Genomic DNA, 15,882 nt, shown 5'->3' with positions numbered 1-15,882 from the left:
TTTTCACCACTGTGGTGAGGTCTGTTGCCGTGGTGTGGGCTAGAAATCGCCGCCGCCACCACCGAAGTCGCCGAAGCCGCCGCCGCCCCCGCCGAAGCCTCCAAAGCCGCCGCCGCCGAACATGTCGCCGCCGCCACCGCCGAAGCCTCCGCCGCTGTCGCCGCCGCCGCCCCCGAAGAGGCCGCCGCCGCCACCGCCACCGTTGAGGATTCCACCAAGGAGGATGCCGCCGAGAAGGGCTCCGCCCATTCCGCCGCCGCCCTGGTTGCCCCGGCCTCCGAACATGCCTCCACCACCGAAACCGCCCATGCCGCCGCCGAAGCCGTCGACGTCCTGCTGGGCTATCTGGGCTGCCTGCTCTGCCAGTGCCGTTGCCTGCTGTGCGTGGGACAGTGCGGCGACGGGGTCGTCCGACTGGATCTGGACCGCGTAGTCAAGGTTCCGTTCCGCCTCGGCGAGACGGGTGCGTGCCTCGCTTCCGACTCCACCTCGCCTCGCACGGATGTAGTCGGAAGTTCCTGAAATACGCGACTGGGCCGCCATGATGGCATGCTGCAGCGCCTCACGGGCGCGTTGCGTCTGTTCGGTCTGGTTCTTTACACCGCCCAGCGCAGCGTCCAGCTGTGCATGCGCAGCCTCGGTGCGTTGCAGGAGCGACACCGGGTCAACCCTGCCCGCTGACGACTCGGTACGGACCGTGTTGAGGGCAGCTTCCGCCGAGGCCACCGGGCCAGCCAGTTCCTGATGCTGACCCGTCGCGAGCATCGCCTGCGCCTGCGCCAGATCCTGGGCGGTGTCGGAAACAGAGCGGTCCAACTCCTCCTTGGCCGCATCCAGTTCGGTAGCCCGCTTGCTGATGGCCTCAAGGAGAACAGTCGTCTGGTGAACACTTTCCTCAGCCGCCCGGACGGCGATCACCGCCGATCCGGTATCACCGGCATCCAGGTGCTGCTGGGCCGACGCGGAGGCGCTGTCGACGAACTCCAACCGTTCGTTGGCCTGCTCGACGTTGTCCTGTACCTGCGAGGTGGCCGAATCCGCGTACTTCTGCTGCAACTGCCGCAGGGTCTGCTCTGCGGTTGCCACACGGGTCCTGACCTCCTCGGCAGAGCGCTGGGCCGCCGCCAGGGCAGCGGGGGCGTTGCGTTCGAGTTCCCGGAGGGCGTCGAAGTCCGCCTTGTGCTCCTGAAGTGAGCTGTTGACCGATTCGCAGCGGCGGATGATGTCGCCGAGCCAGGTGCGCTGTTGTTCCTCGGTGTCGGGAATATGGTCATCGAGCTGCTGCTGGAGTTTGAAGGACTCACTCATGTGAGTCTTGGCAGCAGCGATGTCGTCGACGAAAGGCTGCACCGCTGCATCCCCGTACTGGGCCTGGGCGAACCCGACTTCCTGCTCGCTGGACTTGATGGCATCATCGGCGGCAATGAGGAGGCTGCCCGCTTTCTTCCTCAGATCTTCGACGCTGAAGGCCGCCAACGGGTCGAGGACCTCGCCGTCTGGTCCGCGTCCTGGACCGAAGTCCTGGGTTTCGGTGGGGCCGCTGGTGAGCGATTTCTGGCTGCGGGACCGGAGGAAGAAGAAGCCACCGATACCGGCGAGCGCCACCAGGGCACCTACTAGAATAATCGCGCCCAAAGCGCTGCCACCACCGTTCGATTCGTTGTCGTCATTCCCTGAACCGCCGGTCTCACCGGCGAGTGATTCGGATACACCCGTCGCTGCGGCGACACCCGCTGCGGCCCAGTTCCCATCCTCCAGTTCGGGCAGGATGTAGGACGTGTAAATCTGGGGCGCATCCGCGCGCACGGGGCTGGAGTTGGCGGCCACAAAGTTGGCCTGGCCCGAGCTGCTCTCGTCTCCGATCGCGACGGTCAGCAGCAGGTCGGATTCGCCGAGTCCGCTAAGTTCGGCGGTCTGGGCTGTCCACTCCTCTGGGTCTTCTGGATCAGTGAAGGTGTCGACATAAACCACCCGCAGCCGGTACCCCTCTTCGTCCCTCAGCTGGGCGATCGCATCTTCGAGTTCGGCCAGCCCGCCCGAGTCGAGGACACCGGCGTCGTCGATGATCTCCTCCGCACCGAAGTCGACCGGTGGCGCAGCGTACACGCCGGGAAGTGTGGTCAGGGGCAGCATTAGTGCAGCGGTGACGCCTACTGTTGCCGCGAGGCGCCTGGTGCTCGATCGCATTCAATACCCTTCGATGAGTGTCCCCGGAATCCCAGTGAACGGCGGGCCAGCGGTCGGTGGCAGATGCCCCCACGCTGTCACACGCCCTTTTTGAATTCTAGGGTGCACCAGTGGGGCAGTCCACCTAACCCCATCTGCCCCTAGCGAAACAGGGGCCGCCGCCGCCCCGATCTTTGCGGTGGGCGGCGGACCCGAGGAGAATAGCTGGCAGGAGCGCCATGACGTCCGGTTGGCTCACAGTATTCACCCAGCGAACATCAGTCAAAGGTCCAGAATGCTTTGGCATAGTTCGATGCATCGAGACGAAAGGCATTCCGATGACTGACGACAACTTGCACGGGTTCGAACGGAACATCCCACCGCGCCCGCAGACACCCCCATCCCACGTGTGGGCGGATTCCTCTCGTCCAGATGAGGGAAACGGTGGTCCTCCGACCGCCGAGCAGTCCCATACCGCCGCCTACGACGACGGCTCCCACTCCAGTGGTGGCTTTTACGGATCGGCCCTGCCCCCCGCAGCTCTTCCGCAACAGCGGGACAAGAAGCGCTTCGGTACCGCTACCTTCGTCAGCGGGGTCCTGATTGCCGGGCTGATTGGCGGCGGCGTTGTCGCAGGCGCGGACCAGCTGCTCGGCGGAGAGACAGTCACGCCGGCCGCCACGACCGGCCAGTCACAGTCGGTCGTCGTCAACGACACCGAAAGCGTCAATGAGGTCACCGGGGCCGCCGTCAAGGCTTCCCCCAGTGTGGTCACGATTGCCGTGAGCGGCGCCGGCTCCGGCGGCTCCGGTTCGGGCATCGTGCTTGACGACGAGGGGCATATCCTCACCAATACACACGTGGTCACCCTGGGCGGGCAGGTCAGCGATGCTGCGGTGGAGGTCCGAACCAGTGACGGGAGGGTATTCCCCGCGGAAATCGTCGGAACCGACCCGCTGTCCGACCTCGCGGTGATCAAGGTTGATGCTCCGGATCTGCAGCCGGCCACCCTCGCGGACTCGGATGCGCTGAATGTCGGCGACACCGCCATCGCGATCGGTGCTCCGTTGGGCCTGAGCGGAACGGTGACTGACGGCATCATCTCGACCCTCAACCGGACCATCAGCGTGGCCTCCTCGGCGGTGCCCGAGGAATCGGCTGATGCTGCCCCCGAGCAGGAAGGCGACGGTTTCAACTTCCTTCCGCCCGAAGGGACAGAGGTACCCCAGAACCAGGCACAGGGATCCATCTACCTGAACGTCATCCAGACTGACGCAGCCATCAACCAGGGGAACTCCGGTGGAGCACTGGTGGATGGTCAGGGCAATGTGATCGGTGTCAACGTTGCCATTGCTTCGGCAGGATCGGCGGAAAGCACCGGAAACATCGGTGTCGGCTTCTCGATCCCGATCAACTATGCGGAGCGGGTGGCCCGGGAAATCATCGAGGAAGGAAGCGCCTCCCACGGATTCCTGGGGGTGTCGGTCTCGCCATCAGCATCAGAGAATTCCAGCGGGGATACCTCTTTCTCCGTCGGCGCTGAGGTTGCTGGGGTTGAACCAGGATCTCCGGCAGCCAGCGCCGGGTTCCAGGAGGGTGATGTCATCACCAACGTGGCAGGACGGCAGATCACCGATCCACGCGACCTCACTGCGGCAGTCAGGATGCAGGCAGCGGGGGACACCGTAAGCGTCGAGTTCCTGCGCAACGGTGAAACCCAGACCGTTGATGTCACCGTGGGGCAGGCAGAAGGGTAACTGCCGACCACCGGTTGTAGCGCAGGGCGGCTCTCCTTGGGAGACCGCCCTGCTTCGATGACTGGCCCCGCCATCGGGGGACCCCGATATGGTTAGCTAGGTCAGGGGAGATCCCCGTCAGAGGAAAGGCAGCAATGGAAGACGCATCGCAGGCAGGCCTGGACATCGTGGTCCTGGTAAAGCATGTGCCAGACGCGCAGTTCGACCGGCATATCAGCGGCGAAGACCGGACCACCGTCCGTGAGGAGAGCATCCTCTCGGAGCTCGACGAGTATGCGCTGGAAGCAGCGCTGCAGATTGTCGAGGCGCATGGCGGGGAGGCCTCCGGACACCGGGTCACTGCCGTTACCATGGGCCCGCCCGCCGCCGCCAGCGCCGTCAAGAAGGCGCTCCAGATCGGGGCCCACGCGGGGGTCCACCTGAGCGACGAGGCCCTCGCAGGCTCGGATGCGGCCGGCACCTCCCGGGCGCTCGCCGCCGTCGTCCGCCACCTCGGCGCCGTGGACCTGGTGCTCACCGGGATGGCATCGACCGATGGCGAAACCTCGCTGGTGCCCGCGCAGCTGGCCGAACGCCTGGACCTGCCGCAGGTCACTTTCGCCTCATCGCTGGAGGTGCAGCAGCAGGACGGTTCCTGGTCGCTGACGGCACGCCGGGACGGTGACGTCTACTCGGAAACGGTTGAGGCCACCCTGCCGGCCGTGGTCTCGGTGACCGATCAGATCAACGAGCCACGGTACCCGAACTTCAAGGGCATCATGGCCGCGAAGAAGAAACCTCTGACGACCCTCTCACTCGAGGACGTCGGCGTCGACGCCAGTGAAGTGGGGCTGGCGGGTGCCTGGACGAGAGTCCTGACCGCCGATCCCAGGCCGCCCCGGAGCCAGGGAACCATCATCAGCGACGAGGGTGACGCCGGAATCCGGATCGTGGATTTCCTTGCGGCGCAGAAACTGCTGTAGCAAGCCACAGCTGCCGTGGCAATCCACCGAATTCCGTGCCCGAATAGCGCAAAGGAGCCAGCGTAATGGCCACCGTTCTTGTACTGATTGATCAGCCCGGCGAAGCCCTGCACAAAAGCCATCGCGAGCTGCTCACCATTGCCTCCGGTCTCGGCGGCGCAGCCGTCGCCTTCCTCGGTGACCTCAATGAAGCGGTCGCGCAGGAACTGGGCGCGCGGGGGGTGCGAACCATCTATCGGCCTTCCTCGGCCGATGTCGGGGAGTTCCTTGTCGCAGGCAAGGCCGCGTTCCTCGCGGCCACCGTCCGGGCGAGTTCACCATCGGCAGTCCTCCTGGGGAACAGCTTTGAGGCCAAGGAGATCGCGGCGCGAGCAGGTGTCCAGCTGACCTCTGGGGTGATCACCGACGCCGTCGCGATCGGCGAGGACTTTTCTGTCACCAAGTCAGTGCTGGCCGGTTCGTACGCGGTCGAGGCGAAAGTCATCACCGGAACGCCCTTGATCACGGTCAAGGCAAACACTGTCGACGTTGCACCTGCGGGCGACGGCGGGGCCCCCGAGGTTGTGACCGTCGACTCGGCGATGCCGGCACGAGCGGCCCGGATTACAGGACGCACCGCGAAGGCCGCCAGCGGGCGGCCCGAGCTGACCGAGGCCCGGGTGATCGTGGCCGGTGGACGGGGAGTGGACGGTGACTTCACTCCGGTGGAGGAGCTTGCGGACGCTCTCGGCGGTGCCGTCGGGGCGTCCCGTGCGGCCACCGACGCCGGCTGGATCGAACATTCCGCGCAGGTCGGGCAGACAGGGAAGACCGTGTCGCCGCAGCTCTACATTTCGGCGGGTATCTCGGGTGCCATCCAGCAGAAGGCCGGCATGCAGACCGCTAAGGTCATCATTGCCGTCAATAAGGACGCAGACTCCCCAGTGTTCGAAATTGCTGACTTCGGGGTCGTCGGCGACCTCTTCAAGGTGCTTCCCCAGGCCACCGCCGAGATCATCAAGCGCAGGTCCTGATCAACGTGTCAGCGATCTTTGACCCGGACCGCCACCGGATCACCAGCGTCCTGTGTTTCGCGGCCCACCCCGACGACATCGACTTCGGTGCCGCTGGAACGGTGGCGCAGTGGACGGCCGCGGGCGTGCAGGTACAGTACTGCATCATGACCGACGGCGACGCCGGTGGTTTTGACGCGGCGCAACGGGACACCATGGTCGAGCTTCGCCGGAGCGAGCAGATAGCTGCGGCCCGGCAGGTTGGCGTCCAGGATATCCATTACCTGGGGGAGCTGGACGGCTACCTCGAACCATCAACCGACGTCATCAAACGGGTGGTCGAGGTCATCCGCAGGGTGCGTCCCGACGTCGTGATGTCGATGCACCCCGAACGAAACTGGGACCGGATCCAGAAGAGCCACCCGGACCACCTCGCCTGCGGCGAAGCCGTCACCCGGGCGGTATACCCCGCCGCGGAGAACCCCTATGCCTTCCCCGAACTGGAAGCCGCCGGTCTGGCAAGCCATCGGGTGTCCTGGTTGTGGTTCTACGCGGGCCCGACACAGCTGGAAAACCACTTCGTGGACATCACCGACAAGGTGGAGGACAAACTGCGCGCCCTGCATTTTCATGGCAGCCAGCACCCCGACGCCAGCCGGATGGATGAAGTGGTCCGTCAGATGCTCCAGGCCAACGCTGCGCGCGGGGGGCTGGCCCCTGGACGCAGCGCCGAGGTCTTTCAAGTGGTCCCGGTCAACTCCGAGCAGACCATCGCCGGATTCTAGCCACCCATCCCAGCAGGCCGGAAGCTTAGGCTTCGAGGGGAATCTCAGCGACCAGCGGAAGAGTGGGCTGTTCAGACCCGCCATCGGGTTCGACGGTAATCGCGAAGCCCATCGACGAGCCGACCCCTTCGACTGTGGTTACCAGCGAATCTTCGACGTCCTCACCGGTCATGGTGCTGATTGATACCGGGGCAGAGCCATCGGTGGGTACGCGCCACATCTGGTACACCTTCCCGGCAGGGGGAGCGGGCACCTCTCTGAGCGTAATCACTGCTGCGTCCTCGGCTCGGGAGAATTTGAGCTCGGCCGTGCCGCCGGCGGGGATGGTAAACGTCTCCGACTGGAGGTCCTGTGCCTGCAGCACTTCCTGCTCGACGGAGGTCTGTTGAAGGTTTTGTACAACACTGACTCCGCCGACCGCGATCACCACGGCTGCGGCGGCGGCAACCAGCCAGCGTCCCACGGGACGGGATTTGCGCTGCCTGGACTCCCTGCGGGCGGCCAGATCGTCAGTCGTGCCTGGAGTCTCGGCTGTATGCGGTGGGGCCCCCTGCACTCGGGGAGCAGCCAGGCTGGCGGGCAGCTGGGAAAGGATACGGTCGAGCAGAGCGGCGGGTGGCTCGACGTCGTCGACGGCGTAGGCCCGCGCCAGGGTTTCCCTGGCCGAGCGGACGCGATCGTCGAAGGCTTCGCGCTCCGGGGCGTCAGCGGCGGCCAGATGCGCCTCAAGGACCGTCCGCTCGGGATCGCTGAGCGCGTCCAGGGCGTACATTTCAGCCCACTCAAGTGCGCGGCCACCCTCCAGATCCTGCCGAAGGTCCGCTGTCGATTCGTCAAACATTGAGTTGTCCTGCATCTCAGTTCACCCCCAAACAGGTTTTGAGTCGGAGTAATCCGTCACGGATCCTCGATTTGATGGTTGGTACTGCCACGCCGAGCTTCTCAGCGACCTCACGGTAGGTCAGGCCCCCGTAGTAGGCGAGTTTCACTGACTCCTGCTGGGTGTCGGTGAGCGTGTCAAGGCATTTCACCACGGTCTCCGCTTCGAGACGCTGCGTGACCGTGTCCACGACGTTGTCGTGATCGATCTCCTGCATCGCCGCCCCGTAGCGGGCTTCCCGGTCGGTGGAACTCTGCTCCGACCGGACCTTGTCGACGGCCCGCCGGTGGGTCAGGGTCATCAGCCACGCCATGGGGGTGCCCATCTCCGGCCGGAACCGGTCCGCAATATTCCAGACCTGAAGGTAGACCTCCTGGGTGGTGTCCTCACTCAGCTCCGGGTCGATCAGGACCCTGCGGGCCAGACCATACACGCGGCGCGAAGTCTGCGCGTAGAACGCGGCGAACGCTTCCTGATCTTTGGCAGCCACCCGCAGCAGAAGATCGGTGAGGGTGGCTGCGGTGGGTTCAACGGCGAATCCACTCGCTGATGAACCTGCTGAGGTAATCCTGCTGGCTCGTGGCGTTTCCATATACTCCAAGCATAAAGCGCCCCGTCCACGATTCCGAACAGGCGACCGCCTGGTACGGAGCAAATCGGTAGTGCCCCCCGTGTACCCGCTCATCCGTCCCACCGTCCTGATCCTGTGTCCGAGGACAGTCACCTCACCATCCGGGACGTTGACTGCCCAGCCCAGGCGGATCAGCATTTGCTGTCATGAATAATTCGGAGCTGACGCCACGGGGGATGGGAGAGGCCAGCGGGAGATCTTCCGCCAGCCCTATTCGGCGGTCTCGGCAACGGCGACGAGGGAACGGGCATCGAGAACGTAACCCGTTCCCAGCCGGTCAAGAAATCCGCTCCGGATCCGTTGGATCGCTGCGGGATCCTGGGGGAGGAGGTGGCGGAAGAGCGAACCATGCACGAGCGACCAGGCCGATTCCTCATCGAGGGGTACCTCAAGGGGTACAGAGTCCACGCCTGCCGTGCTGAAACCGTTGGCCAGTAACCACTCGCCCAGCCGCTCGGCGGAGGCCAACTGTTCCATGTTGGCCAGCTCCCGCTCCAGCAGGGCCTCACCCTCGGGCGGTACCTCCGCCGAGCAGGCTTCCTGCAGGATCTGCCGGAACTCGGAGTGCGCGCCCGTGTCCCAGGTGCTCAAAGCGATCCGCCCGCCGGGCCGCAGCAGCCCGGCCAGCTCGGTGGTGGCGACCGCCATGTCCGGAAAGCGGGGCAGCCCGTAGCAGCAAAGCACCACATCGTAGGGAGCTGCAGTGGTCCACTCAGCCAGTTCGGCGGCGTGGAACCGGATTTGTGTCAGGCTCATCGCCTCGGCTTTCGCCCGCGCCAGGTCCAGCAGGGACGACGACGGGTCAAGGGCGTCCACCTCTGAATCCGGACCCGCGAACTGTGCGGCAGGGATGGTGCTCGCCCCGCTGCCGCAGTAGACGTCAAGCACCCGGTCACCCAGGACGATGTCGGCCGCGGCCGCGACAGCGTTCCCCATCGGGTTCCACAGGGCTGGGGCAAGACGTTCAAAGTCCTCGGCGCCGGTCTCAGACACATCTTCGGCATGGCGTGGTGGCATGGTGGCTCCTTGTGGGGGTGCGGATCAGCTGCCGGCGCCGCTAAAGCTGTGCTGCCGCCAGGCCTCATAGAGAACGATTGACGCCGAATTGGCGAGGTTGAGCGACCGCCGGGTGGGGAGCATGGGCAACCTGACCCGGGCCGTAACCCGCGGGTCGTGTTTCACGTCCGTCGGGAGTCCCACGGACTCGGGCCCGAACAACAGCACGTCGGAAGCCTGATACGAAATGTCGGCGTAGGAGGTCTCACCGTCCGCGGTGAAAGCGAACACCCGGTCGGGGGAGAGCGCCTCCCAGGCGCTCTCAAGGTCCTGATGCACCCGGAGCACCGCTAGATCGTGGTAGTCGAGCCCCGCGCGGCGGAGCTTCGCATCATCAAAGTTGAAGCCGAGGGGTTCCACCAGGTGCAACTCGGCACCCGTCACCGCCGCAAGACGGATGGCGTTGCCGGTATTGCCCGGGATCTCGGGAGTATAAAAAAGGATGCGGAACACTTTTCAATCCTAGCGCTCGGCGTACTTCAACAGTCGGCCCAGCACCGGGAGCTGCACCACATACGGCTGGGGTCCGCCACCCAGGAACTTCCGGAGCTCCCGCAGGAGGGTTCCAGGGTTGGCGACATGGACTGCCGTCACTGCTGACTTGTCCAGGGACGGTGGGTAGTCAACGATGGGCTCGAACGGGTTGCCCTCCGCGCCGTGCAGCACGAGCCACGCCTGGACGTTGCACTCGGGGAAGAGGTCCTGCACGCGCCGCACGGATTCGATGATGCGCACCTCTCCGGCGATCTTGCCGTTGCGGCGCAGCGCAGCACCGTCCCACCGGTAGTTGCCCGGAGGGGCGAGCAGCGAGTCGATGACGGCCAACCGGTAGCCGGCCAGGACCGCGTGCCCGGCTTCGGTGCCGGCGTCGTCCCCGAAACGTAGCCCATTAACCAGACGCGCCGCGGGAAAGCCCTGAAGGAAATGGTGCTCCAGGAGCGCGGAGGTGCGGCGTTCGCCGTCGTACCGTGAACCGCCGTTGGATCCGAGGCGCGCGAGGAATCCGGGCTGCCGGGCGGTGCCATGCACCTGGCTGCCCGCAAGCGTCAGGGGGATTACCGGTGGCTGTTGGGGAGAGAAGGGCGGCTCGTAGACCGCCGGCCGCTGGAAGGCCTCGTCGTCGCCCGCCGGAGCGCCGGGTGCCGTGGCAGAGGTGCGGGACGGTGGGCGCGGAGCAGGCTTGTCGCGGCCCGTGGCGCTGCCGCCCAGCCCCTGGTCGTAGCGGCGGCGTCGTTCGGGATCCGCGAGGGTCTCGTACGCGACAGCCACGTCGTGGAACTGTTCGGCGCTGCCTCCAGCGTCCGGGTGTGTCGACCGGGCAGCCCGGCGGTAGGCGTCCTTCACCTGTTTGGCGGTGGCATCCCGTGACAGCCCGAGAACGGCGTAGTAGGTCCGGTCGGACGGGGTCGCCATGGGTGCCTTTCATCTTCGGTGGGGCTTGCGCATCAGGGCAAGACTGTAGACGTATCCGTAGCTCCCAACCAAATGCCTGCTCCTCCTTCAACGGCGGAGGAGGCCAATGGGTTCGGTAGCATCGGGGGATGGTGATCAGTGGCGAGGATTGGTACGGGAAAGTACTCGACCGTGAAGACTACGCGGGGACGACCTTCATGGACTGCGACTTCACCGAAATGCGCAGCACAGGGTCAACGTTCAGCAACTGTGTTTTTCGCAATATCAAGTTCAACGTCTCTACCCACGCGGAGGGAGCGTTCGATGGGTGCCGCTTCGAATCGTGCAGCTTCTTTGATTCCACGTTTGACGGCTGCCGGCTCACCGGCAGCACCTTCACCAACTCCTCACTGGTACCGCTGAAGGTCACGGGCGGCAACTGGTCCTATGTATCGCTGGTACGGGCCGACCTGTCCTCGGCCGAGTTCACTGAGGTGACACTGACCGAGGCGGATTTCACCGGAGCCAACCTCACCAAGGCAGCACTGCGGAACTGTCGACTCTCAAACGTTGACTGGGCTGGCGCCCGCCTCCGGGACACGGACCTGCGGGGAAGCGAGCTCGGTGAGCTGTCGATGGAGAATGTGCAATTCAGGGGCGCGGTGATCGACGTTGCGCAGGCCATGACGATCGCCGAGGCGCTCGGCGCGGTCATCCGGTAGCACAGGCGTTCCCTCGTCCCCCGACGCCAAAGTGAAGTGTCGGGCCGAAGCAGCTAGAATTGACCGATGCCCGTGTATCTAGACCACGCGGCGACCACGCCCCTGTCGGCGCCCGCGCTCGCCGCACTCACCACTGAACTCAGCCGTAGCGGCAACCCATCGTCGCTGCACGGCTCAGGCCGTCGTGCCCGCAGGGTCGTGGAGGACTCCCGCGAAACCCTCGCGACCGCTGCCGGAGCGCACCCGTCGGAGATCATCTTCACCTCGGGCGGCACCGAGGCGGACAATCTCGCGGTCAAAGGCCTTTACTGGGCCCGACGGGCAGCTGACCCACGCCGGCGCAGGATCCTGTGCTCAACGATCGAACACCCAGCCGTCCAGGACACTGTCGAGTGGCTGGCCCGACACGAGGACGCCGTCGTCACCTGGCTGCCCGTGGACGCCGACGGAATCGTGTCCCTGAACGCACTCCAGTCCGAGCTCGACGACGACCCCTCGTCGATTGCCCTGATCACCGTCATGTGGGCCAACAATGAGGTGGGAACGGTCCAGCCGATCCGGCTCATCACCGCCGCCGCGGCAGCGCACGGCATCCCCGTCCACTCGGACGCTGTCCAGGCCTTCGGCTCCCTTCCCGTGTCGTTCGCCGAATCGGGTCTGGCCACGATGGCCGTCAGCGCCCACAAGATTGGCGGCCCGGTCGGCGTTGGCGCCCTGTGCGTCGGACGGGCAGTGAAGCTCACCCCGGTCCAGCACGGCGGCGGGCAGGAGCGGGACATCCGGTCGGGGACCCTCGACGCCGCCGGTATTTCAGCGTTTGCCGCCGCAGCCTCAGACGTTACTGGCAACCTCCCCGAAGAGTCCGACCGCATCGCCACCCTGCGGGATCGGCTGATCAGCGTGGTCGAGGCAGCAGTGCCTGACGCCGTGCTGCGGGGGCATCGCACCCAGCGGCTCCCCGGCAACGCCCACTTCACCTTCCCTGGCTGTGAGGGTGACTCGCTATTGTTCCTGCTTGATCTGGCAGGGGTGGAGAGCTCCACCGGGTCGGCCTGCACCGCAGGGGTTCCCCGACCGTCGCACGTCCTGCTGGCGATGGGGCTCTCCGAAGCGGAGGCCAGGGGCGCCCAACGCTTCTCCCTGGGGCATACCTCGAGCGCCGCGGACGTTGATGCTCTTGGAGCGGCCCTGCCCGAGGCCTACCAACGGGCACGTCAGGCCGGGATGGCCTCCCACGCATCAAGCATCCAGACAGCTGGCACAGGATTTCGATTGTGAAGGAATACTCATGAAGGTACTCGCAGCAATGAGCGGCGGAGTCGACTCCGCCGTTGCCGCAGCACGCGCCGTTGAGGCGGGGCACGACGTCGTCGGGGTCCACCTGGCCCTGTCCCGCATGCCCGGAACCCTCCGCACCGGTAGCCGGGGATGCTGCACGATCGAGGACTCCCGGGACGCCTGGCGCGCCTGTGACATCCTCGGGATCCCCTACTACGTATGGGACTTCTCCGAACGGTTCAAGGAAGACGTCGTCGACGACTTCATTGCCGAATACGCGGCGGGCCGCACCCCCAACCCGTGCATGCGCTGCAACGAACGGATCAAGTTCGCTGCGCTGCTGGAAAAGGCGCTGGCCCTGGGCTTCGACGCTGTCTGCACCGGCCACTACGCGAAGGTGATCGAGGACAGCGACGGCAACCGTGAGCTGCACCGGGCAGCTGACTGGGCCAAGGACCAGTCCTACGTGCTGGGTGTCCTGACACATGAGCAGCTGAAGCATTCGATGTTTCCGCTCGCCGAGACCCCGTCGAAGGCCGAGGTAAGGGCCGAGGCGGAACGCCGCGGGCTGTCGGTGGCGAACAAGCCGGACAGCCACGACATCTGTTTCATCCCGGACGGCGATACCCGGGGCTGGCTCGCCGAGCGGATCGAGATGACCGAGGGCGCCATCGTGGACACCGACGGTGAACAGGTGGGAACCCATCCGGGAGCCAACGCCTTCACCGTGGGACAGCGCCGAGGCCTGAAGCTCGGAACCCCTGCTGACGACGGCAAGCCGCGCTTCGTGCTGGAAATCCGGCCCAAGGAGAACAAGGTGGTGGTCGGCCCTGAACGGATGCTGGCCGTCGATCAGCTCCGGGGAATCAAGGTCTCCTGGGCAGGGCTGCCGATTGACGCCGTCGTGAACGGCGGCGAGTTTGACTGCATGGCTCAGGTCCGCGCCCACGGCGACCCCGTGGATGCTGTGGCCTGGATGGAGGACGACGCCGACGGGCAGGCCGAACTCGTGGTCCGGCTGAACGAACCGATGCGCGGCGTGGCGCCCGGCCAGACGGTGGTGCTGTACCAGGGCACCCGGGTCCTGGGGCAGGCGACGCTCGACTCCGCCCGGTCCCTGGAACGCCCGGAGCTGCAACCCGCTCATTGATTGTGTCGTCGCCGGATTAGTCGGCGGTCCGCACCGGGTGCTTGACTTGGGTTATGACTGAATCGACCAGCAGCTACGACCCGGCGGCAAGCTCACTGGCCGGGCAGGTACAACCCGAGGTAATGGCGGAACTGTTGTCGGTGCGGAGCAGCATCGACAACATTGATGCGACACTCGTCTACCTCCTGGCCGAACGGTTCAAGGCCACCCAGCGGGTGGGGGTCCTCAAAGCCGAGCACCAGCTGCCTGCCGGTGATCCGGATCGGGAAGCGGCTCAGATCACCCGGCTCCGTGCGCTCGCCGAGGAGGCCAACCTCGACCCGGCCTTCGCCGAGAAGTTCCTCAACTTCATCATTTCCGAGGTGATCCGGCACCATCAGGCGCTGTCCGAGAACCGCCGCCCGTCGGAGGGCACCGGTGGCGCCTGACGCCCCACAGGTCACGGCGACGGCGCTCGGCGACTGGCCGGGCACCGACCCGCTGGAGGCGACCCGCGTGGTCCGGGGCGAACTCGGCGGACCGCATCTACCTCACCTGGTATCGCTGCCCCACCGCGGAGTAGGCAGCGACCCCGTCGGGCGGACCGCCGCCATCCTGGTGGAGCTGCCGGTTGATCTGCAGCCCCATGGGTGGCGGCTCGTGGACCGTCCCGGGAAGGATCACCGGCGGGCGGTGTCAGCACTCTCGACCGATCTGAACGTACTCGGTGATGTGATCGGTGCCGAGTCCGACCCGGCACCGGCGCTGAAGATCCATCTTCGGGGGCCGCTGTCCCTGGCCGCCAACCTTCACCTGCACGGCGGCGAACGCGCGCTGCTCGACCATGGTGCCCGCCGGGAGATCAGGGACTCCCTGGCCGTCGGGGCAGCGGAGACGGTCAGCCGGGTTCAGGCGCTGGCTCCCGGAACAAGGATCCACCTGCAACTTGACGAACCGGAGATCGCCGACATCCTCGTGGGCGGCATCCCGACGGCGAGTGGCTACCGAACCCTGCGCGCGGTACCGGATCAGGAGGTGTCGGATGCCTGGGACGCGGTGGCGGAGGCGGTGCGTGCCGTCGGCGTGGGCACCGTGGCAGTGACCTTCCCGGCGGACCGTGCACCACTTGACGTCCTTGGTATGAGCACCCTTAGCGCGGTGGCGGTTCCACTGACGGGGCTGAAGATGGCGCAGTGGGAGCAACTCGCGGGACATCTCGAAGCCGGTGGCGAACTGTGGGCGGGCATTGTTCCGGAGCCCCGCCGGCTGCGGACAGTCTCCACCCTCGCCGCCACCGTCCTGACCCCGTGGCGTCAACTCGGCCTGCCCCTCAGCCGGCTGGCGCAGGTGCGGCTCACCCCTGATTCAGGACTCGAGAGCGTGTCCCCGTCCGCGGCCGGGACCATCCTGAGCAGGCTGACCCAGACCGCCGACGCCCTGAACCAGGAGATGGCAGGAAACTAGCTGCGCCGCTCCCAGCGCCGCGGTTCAGCCTCGGCTGGCAGTACGCCGTCAAAATCGACCAGCTGGTAGTCGAAGGCCCCCGCATACACCAGGAGGGTGCCGAGTTGGCGCTGAACCACCCGGGTCTGGATCCTGAACCTGGCGGACGCCTCATCCCACCACTGCTCCATGTAGGCGGTTGCGCCGACGACGTCGGGCACCGCCAGCCGCACCGGGCCAGCGAACACGCGGGTCCGGTTGGAAACCATCCGCATCCGGCCTTCAGCAGTGACGGAGCAGGTGAGGTCGGTGAGCGTCAGCCGGTGCGCCCCCACGTAGTCAAGCAACTGGCCGTTCTCCTCGGAGGAGGTGTCCTCGAAAATTCTTGCGGTGTCCTCGAACTGGATGGTCCGCCGGGCGGTCAAGGATTCGCGGCCGAAGGGATCCGTGTGCGGGTAGTTGGTGATGGTGAAGGGGACATTGGTTCCGTATTCGGGGAAGAACGAGTTCTCCGCCGCCGCCAGCCTGAATGCGGGCCGGGCGAACCAGGCAGGACAGCCCGCCACATCAAAGGTGCCGGTGCCGAGGCCGGCCTTCCCGGCGCCTGAGTGAAGGCTGAAATACGCCTGGAGTTCAGGTTGAAGACGGTCAAAGTCGGTGCCAAGGGCACGCTGATAGATGGATTGCAT

At 65.9% G+C, this 15,882-nt stretch carries 16 protein-coding genes; 9 read left to right on the top strand and 7 right to left on the bottom strand.

Annotated elements, in window-relative coordinates; genetic code table 11:
* Nucleotides 1-39: 39 nt before the first annotated feature.
* Nucleotides 40-2,187, bottom strand: coding sequence for a TPM domain-containing protein (locus HMI58_RS03295; RefSeq protein WP_171618135.1), 2,148 nt, complete (start codon nt 2,185-2,187; stop codon nt 40-42).
* A 317-nt stretch (nt 2,188-2,504) separates the two neighbouring features.
* Here HMI58_RS03295 and HMI58_RS03290 point away from each other — a divergent pair, with 317 nt between their 5' ends.
* The 4 genes from HMI58_RS03290 to HMI58_RS03275 all read left to right on the top strand — a co-directional run bounded on the left by HMI58_RS03290 (nt 2,505) and on the right by HMI58_RS03275 (nt 6,662).
* Nucleotides 2,505-3,923 carry a trypsin-like peptidase domain-containing protein gene (locus HMI58_RS03290; protein WP_171618134.1) on the top strand — a complete coding sequence of 473 codons (1,419 nt, stop codon included), beginning with the start codon at nt 2,505-2,507 and terminating at the stop codon, nt 3,921-3,923.
* Between the two features lie 134 nt (nt 3,924-4,057).
* On the top strand, nt 4,058-4,885 hold the full coding sequence (locus tag HMI58_RS03285) for an electron transfer flavoprotein subunit beta/FixA family protein (RefSeq protein WP_171618133.1): 828 nt from the start codon (nt 4,058-4,060) through the stop codon (nt 4,883-4,885).
* A gap of 65 nt (nt 4,886-4,950) precedes the next feature.
* Nucleotides 4,951-5,898: an electron transfer flavoprotein subunit alpha/FixB family protein gene (locus tag HMI58_RS03280; RefSeq protein WP_171618132.1), complete on the top strand. Its 948-nt coding sequence runs from the start codon at nt 4,951-4,953 to the stop codon at nt 5,896-5,898.
* Between the two features lie 5 nt (nt 5,899-5,903).
* A complete protein-coding gene (locus HMI58_RS03275; RefSeq protein ID WP_171618131.1) occupies nt 5,904-6,662 on the top strand; it encodes a PIG-L deacetylase family protein in 759 nt (252 codons plus the stop codon).
* A 25-nt stretch (nt 6,663-6,687) separates the two neighbouring features.
* On the opposite strand, the gene HMI58_RS03270 is transcribed toward HMI58_RS03275, so the two are convergent.
* The 5 genes from HMI58_RS03270 to HMI58_RS03250 form a co-directional block, all read right to left on the bottom strand.
* Complete coding sequence (locus tag HMI58_RS03270; protein WP_225667859.1) at nt 6,688-7,503, bottom strand: anti-sigma factor; 816 nt, start codon at nt 7,501-7,503, stop codon at nt 6,688-6,690.
* Nucleotides 7,504-7,519: 16 nt separating this feature from the next.
* A complete protein-coding gene (gene sigK / locus HMI58_RS03265; RefSeq protein WP_205207832.1) occupies nt 7,520-8,134 on the bottom strand; it encodes an ECF RNA polymerase sigma factor SigK in 615 nt (204 codons plus the stop codon).
* Between the two features lie 249 nt (nt 8,135-8,383).
* Nucleotides 8,384-9,190 carry a class I SAM-dependent methyltransferase gene (locus tag HMI58_RS03260; RefSeq protein ID WP_171618129.1) on the bottom strand — a complete coding sequence of 269 codons (807 nt, stop codon included), beginning with the start codon at nt 9,188-9,190 and terminating at the stop codon, nt 8,384-8,386.
* 24 nt (nt 9,191-9,214) lie between these two features.
* Nucleotides 9,215-9,682, bottom strand: coding sequence for a tRNA (cytidine(34)-2'-O)-methyltransferase (locus tag HMI58_RS03255; protein WP_171584092.1), 468 nt, complete (start codon nt 9,680-9,682; stop codon nt 9,215-9,217).
* A 9-nt stretch (nt 9,683-9,691) separates the two neighbouring features.
* Complete coding sequence (locus HMI58_RS03250) at nt 9,692-10,642, bottom strand: J domain-containing protein (RefSeq protein ID WP_171618128.1); 951 nt, start codon at nt 10,640-10,642, stop codon at nt 9,692-9,694.
* A 128-nt stretch (nt 10,643-10,770) separates the two neighbouring features.
* Here HMI58_RS03250 and HMI58_RS03245 point away from each other — a divergent pair, with 128 nt between their 5' ends.
* The 5 genes from HMI58_RS03245 to HMI58_RS03225 all read left to right on the top strand — a co-directional run bounded on the left by HMI58_RS03245 (nt 10,771) and on the right by HMI58_RS03225 (nt 15,214).
* Nucleotides 10,771-11,343, top strand: a complete 573-nt coding sequence (locus HMI58_RS03245; RefSeq protein ID WP_171618127.1) for a pentapeptide repeat-containing protein — start codon at nt 10,771-10,773, stop codon at nt 11,341-11,343.
* Between the two features lie 66 nt (nt 11,344-11,409).
* Nucleotides 11,410-12,621 (top strand): cysteine desulfurase family protein, encoded by a 1,212-nt coding sequence (locus HMI58_RS03240; RefSeq protein WP_171618126.1) that lies wholly within the window; start codon nt 11,410-11,412, stop codon nt 12,619-12,621.
* Nucleotides 12,622-12,631: 10 nt separating this feature from the next.
* Nucleotides 12,632-13,771: a tRNA 2-thiouridine(34) synthase MnmA gene (gene mnmA / locus HMI58_RS03235; RefSeq protein ID WP_171584096.1), complete on the top strand. Its 1,140-nt coding sequence runs from the start codon at nt 12,632-12,634 to the stop codon at nt 13,769-13,771.
* A gap of 53 nt (nt 13,772-13,824) precedes the next feature.
* Nucleotides 13,825-14,199: a chorismate mutase gene (locus tag HMI58_RS03230; RefSeq protein ID WP_171584097.1), complete on the top strand. Its 375-nt coding sequence runs from the start codon at nt 13,825-13,827 to the stop codon at nt 14,197-14,199.
* Nucleotides 14,189-15,214, top strand: coding sequence for a hypothetical protein (locus HMI58_RS03225; protein ID WP_171618125.1), 1,026 nt, complete (start codon nt 14,189-14,191; stop codon nt 15,212-15,214). Before HMI58_RS03230 ends, HMI58_RS03225 begins: the two co-directional genes overlap by 11 nt.
* Here the strand turns inward: HMI58_RS03225 and HMI58_RS03220 are convergent.
* Nucleotides 15,211-15,882, bottom strand: a complete 672-nt coding sequence (locus tag HMI58_RS03220; protein WP_171618124.1) for a DUF4166 domain-containing protein — start codon at nt 15,880-15,882, stop codon at nt 15,211-15,213. The two genes, HMI58_RS03225 and HMI58_RS03220, sit on opposite strands and share 4 nt — an antisense overlap.

The organism is Arthrobacter sp. 147(2020), from assembly GCF_013116715.1.
GTDB lineage: Bacteria > Actinomycetota > Actinomycetes > Actinomycetales > Micrococcaceae > Arthrobacter_D.
This window is presented reverse-complemented; position numbering and strand designations above follow the sequence as displayed.